Below are 11,323 nucleotides of genomic sequence, written 5' to 3'. Positions count from 1 at the left end.
TCGTAATGGCGGAGTGGACGGGACTCGAACCCGCGACCCCCGGCGTGACAGGCCGGTATTCTAACCAACTGAACTACCACTCCAGAGCATGGTGGGTGCTGCAGGGATTGAACCTGCGACCCTCGCCTTGTAAGGGCGATGCTCTCCCAGCTGAGCTAAGCACCCCCTGAAAATCAAGAGGAAATTATACTGCATCCTTCAGCGATTTGCCAGGTTTGAACGCAGGAATTTTAGCGGCTTTAATAGTCATGGGTTCGCCGGTGCGAGGATTGCGCCCCTGCCGTTCTTTACGTTCTTTGACAGTAAAGGTGCCAAAACCGATCAAAGTGACATTGTCGCCTTTTTTTAGCGCTTCAGTAACCGAGTCGATAAAAGCGTCCAGTGCTCTGGCTGCATCGGCTTTTGTGAGATTGGCTTTGTCGGCAATCGCATCGATAAGTTCAGCTTTATTCATTTAATCCCCCTTGTGCTATGTGGAAACGGTTGACTATCCTGGTGACAATTCAATTTGCAGCCCGCTTGAACGCAGTCTCCGCAAATGGTGCTGCTTTTATAGCAGTCCGGAGAAAGCTCTGTCAACCCGCATCCTGCCTTATTTTCGTAGGATTCTATTGAAATGACGGCCCAATTAATGGGCCGTCACGGTTTTTCTTCTTGAGGTAGATTTCTGTTTATTGCTAGTCTGGGTCTTTTTTTCCATCGGGGTGGGTTGAAATTCCAGTGCAATATCAAGTACCTCGTCAATCCACCGGGTGGGAATGATTTCTAGATTCTGTTTGATATTGGCAGGGATTTCCGCTAAATCCTTCTCGTTTTCCTTAGGGATGATGACCGTCCGTATGCCTCCCCGATGGGCGGCCAACAGCTTTTCTTTGAGTCCGCCGATGGGCAGGACTTCCCCCCGAAGCGTGATTTCGCCGGTCATGGCGACATCGGCGCGGACCGGGATTTCGGTTAAAGAAGATACCAATGCCGTGCACATGCCAATACCGGCGCTGGGTCCGTCTTTGGGGGTTGCGCCTTCCGGGACGTGAATATGCATATCCCGGTTATGATAAAACTCAGGATCAATCCCTAATACTTCACAGCGGCTGCGAACGACGGTCAATGCCGCTTGAATGGATTCTTGCATGACTTCGCCGAGTTTCCCGGTATAGATTTGTTTGCCTTTACCCGGAACAACTACAGCTTCAATCGTCAGCAGTTCTCCGCCCACTTCCGTCCAGGCCAACCCGGTCACTTGGCCAATTCGGTTGGTTTCTTCCGCCTGACCGTAACGGTAACGGGGAACGCCCAGGTATTTTTCCAGGTTTCTGGAAGTAACTCTAACGGATTTAATCTTGGGTTTTTCTTGCAGGTTTTTCACTACCTTGCGGCAGATGCCGGCAATTTCCCGTTCCAGGTTTCTGACGCCTGCTTCACGAGTGTAAAGCCGGATAATATCTCTGACCGCGCCTTCGCTGAAATGGATTTCTTCTGGCTTGAGCCCATTGTTTTCCATTTGTTTGGGGATCAGGTAACGCATGGCGATTTTGACTTTTTCGTCTTCCGTATAGCCAGGCAAGCGGATGACTTCCATGCGGTCGAGCAGCGCCGGCGGGATGTTCAGGGTATTCGCCGTAGCGATAAACATCACGTCGGAGAGATCGAAATCCACTTCCAAATAGTGGTCGCTAAAGGCGTGATTTTGTTCTGGATCTAACACCTCCAGTAACGCCGAGGCCGGATCGCCGCGAAAATCCATGGCCATTTTGTCAATTTCATCCAGCATGAAGACCGGATTACGGGTTTTGATTTTGGCAAGATTCTGTACGATTTTGCCGGGCATGGAGCCGATATAGGTGCGGCGGTGACCGCGGATTTCCGCTTCATCCCGCACGCCACCCAAAGCCATGCGGATATATTTACGATTGGTGGCTTTGGCGATGGATTGACCCAGGGAGGTTTTGCCCACGCCTGGTGGTCCGACCAAGCACAGGATGGGGCCTTTCATTTTTTTCACCCGCTGCTGGACCGCCAAATACTCGAGAATCCGTTCCTTAACCTTTTCCAGCCCATAATGGTCTGCGTCTAGGGTTTCCTGGGCTTTAATCAAGTCCTCACTGATTTTGGTACGCTTTTTCCACGGCAGGCTGACCATCCAGTCGATATAATTGCGCACGACCGTGGCTTCCGCTGACATGGGGGACATCATCTTGAGCTTGTTAAGCTCGGCCTCGGCTTTTCCCCGGGCTTCTTTGGACATACCCGATTTGGCGATTTTCTCCGCCAATTCTTCAATTTCATTGGGTGCGTCATCCAGTTCACCCAATTCTTTCTGGATGGCCTTCATTTGCTCATTCAGGTAATATTCCCTTTGGTTTTTTTCCATTTGCTGCTTGACGCGGCCGCGGATACGTTTTTCCATCTCCAGGATATCCACTTCGCCTTCCATGAGCAGGATAAGCTTTTCCAAGCGGGCGGAGACATCCTTCATCTCCAAAATTTCCTGTTTTTCTTCGAGCTTGAGCGTCATATGGGCGGCGATGGTGTCTGCCAGGCGGCCTGGTTCATCAATGCCGGAAAGAGAGTTCAGGACTTCCGGTGGAATACGCTTGTTTAATTTGACATATTGATCAAAGGTACTGATAGCGGTGCGAACCAAGACATCCAGTTCTTGTTCCGTGCACGCGCAAACATCGTGTAAAGGCACGGGCTGGGCCATGTAGGTGCCTCCGACTTCGCAGAGACCTTCCACAAGACTGCGTTGATTGCCTTCTACAAGCACCTTTACCGTGCCGTCGGGAAGCTTGAGCAGTTGCAAAATCGTGGCTAGGGTTCCCACTCGGTAGATATCGTCAAAGCCAGGGTCATCCATTTCCGCATCTTTTTGCGCCACCAGAAAGATTTGTTTGTTGTCGCGCATCGCCGCATCCAGGGCTTCAATGGATTTTTTGCGGCCCACGAATAAGGGGATGACCATGTGGGGATAGACCACTACGTCACGTAAAGGTAAGACAGGAATGAGTTTTTCCGCTGACATAAATTAGGATCCTATGGAATTTCCGGGGAAGTGGAAAATGGTATGTTGGTATAAATATGGTGAATTTGTCTCAGAATTACAAGCCTGGAAGGCAAAAATTGCCATAGAGACACCGGCGAGAGCTTGAGGGTTTAGGGGCACGATAATCGGGTTATCCCCCATCAATCTTGATTTGTATCAAGTTGCAGGCAACTTTAACAATGATTGTTGATGATGAATTGATCCAATCTGCAAAATGACCAAATCCCTATGGTCAAGGTGCAGTGCTGGTAAGGGTTTATTCTGCCGAGGCGCGCTGTTTGTCGTTGCTCTCATAGATAAGATAAGGTTTGGATTCACCTTTGATAACGCTTTCGTCAATGACAACCTTGGTGATATTTTCGGAAGAGGGCAGTTCGTACATAATGTCGAGGAGCACGTGCTCTAAGATAGTGCGAAGGCCCCGGGCGCCGGTTTTGCGCTCCATGGCCTTGCGGGCGATGGCCTTTAGGGCATCTTCTCGGATTTCCAGTTCGCAACCTTCCATCTCGAACAGCCGCTTGTACTGTTTGACCAAGGCATTTTTCGGCTCTGTCAGGATTCTCACCAAGGCCTCTTCATCCAGTTCTTGCAGGGTGGCAATGACGGGTAGACGACCGACGAATTCCGGTATTAAACCGTAGCGAATCAAGTCTTCGGCTTCCACTTCTGTGAGAATCTCGCCGACATTGCGGGAGTCCTCCTTGCTTTTCACTTCGGCGGAAAACCCAATACCACCTTTCTCTGAGCGCTCGCGGATGATTTTTTCCAGGCCGGCAAAAGCCCCGCCGCAAATGAACAAAATATTTGCAGTGTTGACCTGCAAAAATTCTTGCTGAGGGTGTTTGCGTCCGCCTTGTGGGGGTACCGATGCGATGGTGCCTTCTATCAGCTTAAGCAGGGCCTGTTGCACGCCTTCACCGGAGACGTCGCGGGTGATGGATGGATTGTCGGCTTTGCGGGAAATTTTGTCGATTTCATCGATATAGACAATGCCGGATTCCGCTTTCTCCACGTCATATTCACACTTTTGCAGTAGTTTTTGGATGATATTTTCGACATCTTCACCTACATAGCCCGCCTCTGTCAGCGTGGTGGCGTCGGCGATAGTAAAAGGAACATCCAGCATTCTGGCTAGCGTTTCCGCTAGCAGGGTTTTACCGGAACCAGTTGGTCCAATGAGCAAGATATTGCTTTTTGCCAGTTCGACATCATTTTTCTTGGTCTGGGCGCGCAGCCTTTTGTAATGGTTATAGACCGCAACCGACAGTACCTTTTTGGCCTCTTCCTGGCCAATGACATATTCATCCAAAACTTCTTTGATTTCCTTCGGTTTGGGGAGCCTTTCATCTCCTGAGCCTGTGGTTTCTTGAAGTTCCTCCCGGATGATGTCGTTACAGAGCTCGACGCATTCATCGCAAATGAAAACGGAAGGGCCCGCAATCAGTTTTCTGACTTCGTGTTGGCTTTTGCCGCAAAAGGAGCAGTAGAGCAATTTCCCTTCTTTGTCCTTACCGCGCTTGGCGTCACTCATAAGTTACCTCAAACAAAGACATATAAACGGTTTTAGTGTTAGGAGCCAAAATCAGCCCTTCCAAACCTCAACATTATAGAAGCTCTTTATCATTCTTCCCTGAATTCTCAAAGCGTCAAAAAACGAAACATACTATTCCCGGTTTTTCCACAAACTTGATTGTTCTGCGAGGCTTCCTTGTTTCACAGGAAGGTATGAATTATTCAGACCTTCCATAACAGCATAAACCCTGTAAGAGGATTTTCCAATTAAAGCGAAAAAAAGGTCAATTTTATTCATCCGCTTTGGCGCGATTGGTCAAGACCTTATCAATCAGTCCATATTCCAGGGCTTCACTGCTGCTCATAAAGTTGTCCCGGTCGGTGTCTTGCTGGATCTTTTCCAGGGTTTGGCTGGTGTGTTTAGCCAGAATACGATTCAACCGGTCCCGGGTTTGCAGAATTTCCCGGGCATGGATATCGATGTCACTGGCCTGGCCTTGAAAGCCGCCTAATGGCTGATGAATCATCACCCGGGAATGGGGCAGGGCGTATCTTTTCCCTTCCGCGCCACCTGCAAGCAACAGAGCACCCATGCTCGCGGCTTGACCCATGCACATGGTGCTCACATCGGGTTTGATGAACTGCATGGTGTCATAAATGGCCAGTCCCGCAGTGACTAGGCCGCCTGGAGAGTTGATATAAAGGTGGATATCTTTGTCGGGATTTTCCGATTCCAAGAATAACAATTGGGCGACAATGAGATTGGCGGTGTGGTCTTCCACAGGTCCCACCATGAAAATAACGCGTTCTTTTAATAACCTGGAGTAAATGTCAAAAGCGCGTTCGCCTCTTGGTGTCTGTTCGATCACCATCGGAACAAGTTGGCTTGTAATATCAGAGATCGGATGAGTCATAAAAGAATTACTCTATTTTTTAAGATGATTGACGTTCTTTAACCAGTTCTTCGAAACTAATGGGTTCTTCTGTCACTTTGGCGCGTTCCAGAATCCATTCGATGGCTTGATCTTCCAGGACGCTGTTTTCAATCTGCGCCCGCGCCTCAGGATTAGAAGAATAGTACTGGATCACTTCTTCTGGATCTTCATAGTTTTCTGCTAATGCTTCGATTGCACTGCGTATCTTTTCAGGGTCAGGCTTAAGTTCATTCGTCCTGATCACTTCAGATAATAGCAGCCCCAGCGCTACCCGCTTTTTTGCTTTCTCTTGGATTTGATCTAGCGGCAGTTGGTTCAAAATTTCGGGATTATTTTTGAGTGTGTCTCCCAAGGGCGCCAGGGTCCTTTGGATTTCTTGTTTGACCAACGCCTCTGGGACTGGAATGGGATTTTTTTCAAATAAAGCGTCGAGCACGTTGTTTTTGGTTTGTTCTTTAAGCGCAGCCTGGACTTGTCTTTCCATGTTGGCTTTGACTTCTTCCCGGAATTTTTCGATATCACCGTCTTCAATGCCATATTCCTTGACAAAGTCGGAATCCACTTCCGGCAGTGTGCCTTCTTCTACCTTCTCTATCTCTACTTTAAACAGGACGTTTTTACCAGCTAGCTTTTCATCGTGATAATCTTCGGGGAAAGTCAATTCAAATTCCAGATGATCTCCCGCTTTGGCGCCTTTGAGCTGGTCTTCAAAACCAGGAATCATGTTGCCTGAACCCAGTTCTATTTCAAAGTGCTCGGATTTTCCATTGCCGATTGGCTCGCCGTCGAGAAGCCCCTCAAATGTAATAGTTACCCGATCGCCTTCCTGCGCGAGGCGGTCAACTTCGTGCCATTGCTTTTTTTGTTCCCTAAGGCGCTGGATCATTTGCTCCAGATCTTCGTCGCTAAGCTGGCAGACGGGTTTTTTGATTTCCAGGGACTCAAGCGCCGCAAGCTTGATTTCAGGGTAAATTTCAAATTGAGCCGTATATTCCAGGCCTTTGCCTTCGGCCATTTCTTGTGGGGTAATCTGGGGTTCGCCAACAGGACGCAGATCTTGTTCTTGAAGCGCTTGGGAAAAACTGGAGCGGATCAGATCGTAGATCACTTCTTCCCGAACCTGTTTGCCGTATCGTTGCCGAATCACTCGCTCAGGTATTTTTCCGGGTCTAAAGCCATCAATTTTGACACGTTTTGCAAGTGACTTTAATCGTGTGTCGATTTCTTCCCGGACCTTTTCTTCAGGTACCTGGATCTGCATTTTGCGGCTGATTTCGGACGTCGACTCGACGGAGATCTGCATGGTGGGATTACCTCGGAATGGAGTTGGTTTTTAAATGATTCATTGGAGGTTATTGCAAAATGTTGCGCAACATAAAGTAATGTTTGGTGCGAATGGAGAGACTCGAACTCTCACGGGTTGCCCCACTGGAACCTAAATCCAGCGCGTCTACCAGTTCCGCCACATTCGCAGGAAAAGTTTATTCGATGCTATATTGGTCTTTCTTATGAAATAAAGAATTCGGTTACAATGTTTACTATCGGTTTCCGAACACCTTGGGTGCGGCTTCTTGGGCTTTTGAGCCTGCCCCTACTTTATCTTATGGCATCTGCCATCCTCGGAACCGTAATAGCTTATCTTATTTATCCCTTCAGTCAAGCATTAGCTTTTGATTCGTTAGTAGTGCGAAGTACTCAGTTAGTGATGATACTTGGCACGATTGTAATCATTTATTTGTTTCGCCTGACGCTTAAAGATTTGGGTGCTTTTGGCCTGGATGGGCTACACATTTTTAGGGCCTTTGGCAGTGGTTTTGGCATGGGCTTTCTGATTATAGCCCCTGTCTTATGGCTGCAATTTGCTTTTGATATACGCCATTTGAATGGTTCTATGGCGGAAATGTCCCACAGTGTTGCTATAAAAATCCCTGCCTTCTTCATTATTGCGTTATTGGTGGCGGTTCTGGAGGAATGGGTATTTAGAGGCGTACTTTTGGGGCTCCTATGGCGCTATGCCTCCATCCCATTCGGTATTATTATCAACGCCATTTATTTTGCTGGACTGCATTTTTTAAGGGGCGAATGGCCCGTGGACACCCAGGTTACGCTCCTTAGAGGACTGGAAATGGCAGTGATAGCATTCTCTCAATGGTTTTCGAGGGCGCAATGGGATGTGATGTTGGCGTTGATTTCTGTCGGCATCTTGCTTGGTGCAGTTCGCTGGCGCTTGAATTGCTTAGGGTATTGCGTGGGTATTCATGCTAGTTGGATCATAATAATCAAAACCACCCGGGTGATTTCGGATCTAACCAAGGATAGTCCCTGGTTATTTTTAATTGGAGATTTTGATGGGGTAAATGGTATCGGTACAGCCTTGTGGTTAATGGTTTGTACAGGGATATTGTTGGTTTGGGGTAGAACGCCATGACCAGCGAAGGGGTGATTAAATTTGATTTGGAATATACCCCGTCTCCGCCTTCGGAATGGCAAGGTTTTCCTCATTTGGAAGCGTGGCGGACCATTTTTTTTAGGCTTGGCTTGATTGGCAAGGATCCAAACCGCTATCAAGGATTGAGTTACGGCAACATTAGTCAGCGTGTCGGCAGAAAGCGTTTTATTATTTCAGGCACCCAAACTGGCGGCAACGCCAGCCTGGGAAGAGAGCATTATTGCGTGATTGAAAAAGTGGCGTTAGAGACCGGCCGGGTGTGGGCGCAAGGCCCTATACCCCCTTCCTCGGAAACATTGACCCATGCGGCTGTTTATCAAGCTTCATACCAGGTCAATGCCGTTATCCACGGCCATTGCCCGGAAATATGGCAGGCGGCGGATATGATGGACTATCCTCAGACACCCTGTTCTATCGAGTATGGCACCCCGGCCATGGCCAAGGCTGTCGCCGCGCTGGTAATAAGACGTCCTTTTTCTGGCATTATTGTTATGAAAGGTCATCGAGACGGCATATTGTCTTATGCCAATAATATTGATAATGCGGGGCAATTATTAGTCAAAACCCTGGCGGAAGTGCTGGCCTGGGAAAAGGCGGTGATGGAATCGTAAATTGTCGCAGGAATATAACATTAGGAGGAATGAAAATGTCTTGTATCAAGTATTTAATCTATTGGTTGATATTTTTAGTGGTTGCGCCTGTTTATGGCATTGATTTAAACAGGCAACCCAGCCTTTCTCTGCAAAGCGCGAAAACGGCTGCACAGGCTGCATTAATAGCCTGTCAAAAGAATGATTATACCGTCAGCGTAGCGGTGGTTGATGCCGCCGGAAATTTATTAGCACTGCTGCGAGATGAAAAAGCAGGCCCCCACACCCTTGATAGTAGCCAAAGAAAAGCTTATACGGCTTTAAGTCTGCGTAAACCAACCCACGAACTGGCGGCGCTGATTGCAAAAAAACCAGAGATTCAGGCGTTAGGGAGAATGAATGAAAGGATTTTGCTCCTCGGTGGCGGTATTCCAATTAAAGTGCGCGATCACGTAGTGGGCGCTATTGGCGTCGGTGGCGCTCCTGGGGCGATGTTGGACGTTGCCTGTGCCCGAGAAGGAATTCAGGCAATTATTAAGTAAATAATATCGGTGGGCATAAAAAAACAGCAGGGTGTTAGCCCTGCTGTCAAAGAGGAGGAGTAATCGCACTACTGTCATGCAGTATTGCGAGTTCGGTAGTAAATACCGAACACAATTTAATAATAGCAAAGAATGGTTTTGTTTCAAATGCGACAAATTGTCGCATGTAAGCAAAGTTGGGAATGAAATTAAAAAAGAAAATCCGCAGGGAGAGTGTCTCCCTGCAAATTAAGGAGGAAATCGCACGCTTGTACATGCACATTGGAGGTGAATGAGCTTTCACCACTTATGGAAAGCATATCAAGATGTGCTGAACTATGGAATGCGGCAAATTGTCGCATGGGAGGTGAAGGAAATCCTCACCATCAATTAATTTGAGCATAAAGGTTTAATGTTACAGTCCCCCTTAGATTCCCAAGACGCCGCCCGTCAAAACCTGCGGTGGTTGTTTCTTTTGCGAAATCTAATGATTACCGCAACCGCCTTGGTGATTTTGATTACCGTGTTCGGCGCGGGAATAGATCTTGATACTGACCCACTGTGGAATGTACTGGCCGCCATGGCGGCCTTGAATTGTCTTACCTGGTTTCGATTGCAGCACGATTACGCGGTAGATGAGCCTGAGTTATTTCTTCATTTGTGCCTGGATGTGGTCAGTATTACCGCATTGCTTTATTTTGCCGGTGGCGCAACCAATCCAATGGCTTGGTTTCTGTTATTACCGTTGATTTTGACAGCGACGATCCTGCCTCAAAAATATACATGGTATATGATGGGATTAACTTGTAGTTGCTATACCTATTTAATTGGTTATTTTCATCCGCTTCCGGAAATTCCGGTGGAAAAGGTGGAAGCCGACCGGCTACCCAGTCAAGCATTGGCTGAAAATACCACTTTTGAACTGCATGCGTTTGGTACTTGGGTAGGTTTCGTTTTCAGCGCTGGATTGGTGGCATATTTTGTCGTGGAAATGGCAAATACGCTGAGGGAACGGGAGCGTAAACTGGCGGAGGTGCGGGAGCAAACACTGATAAATGAGCAGGTAGTGGCATTGGGAACCCTGGCGGCGGGCGCGGCCCACGAGATGGGAACGCCATTGGGGACGATGGCCATCATTGTTCAAGAATTATTGGAGGATTATGACGGCGCATCGCATCAAGAATTGCGTCAGCGTTTATTGATTTTTAAGGATCAAATTGATCGCTGTAAAAACGCCTTATCGGTCATGTCTGCTTCCGCAGGTCAATTAAGGGCCGAGGCAGGTCATCTAGAGCCGGTAAAACAATACTTGGAGAGATTGATCGAAGCGTGGCGCAAGCAACGCCCAGGGGTCGCCTTGAATTTCGAAATGGAATCAAATATCGAAGAAGCCAATATACTCGCCGAACGCACCCTAAGCCATGCTCTGATGAATATTCTCAATAATGCGGCAGATGTTTCTCCTCAAGCTATTTCATTTAAAGCGCGATGGAATCAAAGTAGGCTGGAACTTTTGATTGAAGACCAGGGGCCGGGTATCAATCCCGCGTTGACCCAAGCGTTAGGAAAACATCCTGTACCGTCGAAGAAGCAAGGATTAGGCGTGGGGTTGTTTCTAGCCTATAACACCATTGAACGGATGGGGGGCGAGATTTCCATGCAACCGGGCCCTGGAGGTGGTACCCACACCCGTATAAGTCTGCCGTTGTTTACGACAAACCCTAAGGGACAAAGCAATGAGTGATGATCCACAATTATTATTGGTTGACGATGATGAAACCTTTTGCCAGGTGTTGGAACGCGCACTGACAAAACGCGGGTTTTCAGTGAGCATTGCTACCTCTCTGGAGCAGGGGCTGAAGTTGGCAAAAGCGTTGATGCCCGAGTACGCCGTGATTGATTTGAGAATTGGCCATGATTCAGGTCTGCAAATGGTTCAGCAACTCAAATCACTGGATGCGAATACCCGGATTGTCATTCTCACCGGTTACGCTAGCATTGCCACGGCGGTGGAAGCGATCAAGCTGGGGGCAATACATTATTTGACCAAACCCGCCGATGCCGATGAGATTCTGGCGGCGCTGCACAAACAAGAAGGGGATGCCGCAGTGGAGGTCAAAGATAAACCGCTTTCCGTCAAACGCATGGAATGGGAGTATTTGCAAAAAGTATTGATGGAACACAATGGTAATATCTCAGCGGCTGCAAGAGCGCTGGGCATGCATCGAAGAACTTTGCAGCGGAAACTCGACAAACGGCCTGTTCGAGAATGA

At 48.1% G+C, this 11,323-nt stretch carries 9 protein-coding genes and 3 tRNA genes; 4 read left to right on the top strand and 8 right to left on the bottom strand.

Translation table 11 applies throughout. The features are described from left to right. Nucleotides 1–6: 6 nt before the first annotated feature. From AXA67_04560 to AXA67_04525, 8 genes are all read right to left on the bottom strand, one after another. A tRNA-Asp gene (locus AXA67_04560) sits at nucleotides 7–83 on the bottom strand. A gap of 6 nt (nucleotides 84–89) precedes the next feature. Then, nucleotides 90–165: transfer RNA gene (locus tag AXA67_04555), tRNA-Val, on the bottom strand. Between the two features lie 19 nt (nucleotides 166–184). Then, complete coding sequence (locus AXA67_04550) at nucleotides 185–454, bottom strand: DNA-binding protein HU (protein ID KXJ41606.1); 270 nt, start codon at nucleotides 452–454, stop codon at nucleotides 185–187. A 174-nt stretch (nucleotides 455–628) separates the two neighbouring features. Beyond that, on the bottom strand, nucleotides 629–3,022 hold the full coding sequence (locus AXA67_04545; GenBank protein ID KXJ41605.1) for a DNA-binding protein: 2,394 nt from the start codon (nucleotides 3,020–3,022) through the stop codon (nucleotides 629–631). 277 nt (nucleotides 3,023–3,299) lie between these two features. Continuing rightward, complete coding sequence (locus AXA67_04540) at nucleotides 3,300–4,574, bottom strand: ATP-dependent Clp protease ATP-binding subunit ClpX (protein ID KXJ41604.1); 1,275 nt, start codon at nucleotides 4,572–4,574, stop codon at nucleotides 3,300–3,302. Between the two features lie 271 nt (nucleotides 4,575–4,845). Then, nucleotides 4,846–5,457 carry an ATP-dependent Clp protease proteolytic subunit gene (locus AXA67_04535; protein KXJ41707.1) on the bottom strand — a complete coding sequence of 204 codons (612 nt, stop codon included), beginning with the start codon at nucleotides 5,455–5,457 and terminating at the stop codon, nucleotides 4,846–4,848. A 31-nt stretch (nucleotides 5,458–5,488) separates the two neighbouring features. Beyond that, on the bottom strand, nucleotides 5,489–6,793 hold the full coding sequence (locus AXA67_04530; protein ID KXJ41603.1) for a trigger factor: 1,305 nt from the start codon (nucleotides 6,791–6,793) through the stop codon (nucleotides 5,489–5,491). Nucleotides 6,794–6,877: 84 nt separating this feature from the next. After that, nucleotides 6,878–6,962: transfer RNA gene (locus tag AXA67_04525), tRNA-Leu, on the bottom strand. 952 nt (nucleotides 6,963–7,914) lie between these two features. Between AXA67_04525 and AXA67_04520 the strand changes: the two genes are divergently transcribed. The 4 genes from AXA67_04520 (at nucleotide 7,915) to AXA67_04505 (ending at nucleotide 11,323) form a co-directional block, all read left to right on the top strand. Next, a complete protein-coding gene (locus tag AXA67_04520; GenBank protein KXJ41602.1) occupies nucleotides 7,915–8,550 on the top strand; it encodes a hypothetical protein in 636 nt (211 codons plus the stop codon). Nucleotides 8,551–8,579: 29 nt separating this feature from the next. Further along, a complete protein-coding gene (locus tag AXA67_04515) occupies nucleotides 8,580–9,071 on the top strand; it encodes a hypothetical protein (GenBank protein ID KXJ41601.1) in 492 nt (163 codons plus the stop codon). Nucleotides 9,072–9,462: 391 nt separating this feature from the next. After that, nucleotides 9,463–10,794, top strand: coding sequence for a hypothetical protein (locus AXA67_04510; protein KXJ41600.1), 1,332 nt, complete (start codon nucleotides 9,463–9,465; stop codon nucleotides 10,792–10,794). After that, nucleotides 10,787–11,323: a two-component system response regulator gene (locus AXA67_04505; protein KXJ41599.1), complete on the top strand. Its 537-nt coding sequence runs from the start codon at nucleotides 10,787–10,789 to the stop codon at nucleotides 11,321–11,323. The genes AXA67_04510 and AXA67_04505 overlap by 8 nt, the downstream gene beginning before the upstream one ends.

Source organism: Methylothermaceae bacteria B42 (genome assembly GCA_001566965.1).
Taxonomy (GTDB): Bacteria; Pseudomonadota; Gammaproteobacteria; order Methylococcales; family Methylothermaceae; genus Methylohalobius.
Note: the sequence above shows the minus strand (reverse complement) of the source record. Positions and strands in the feature narration are given on the sequence as shown.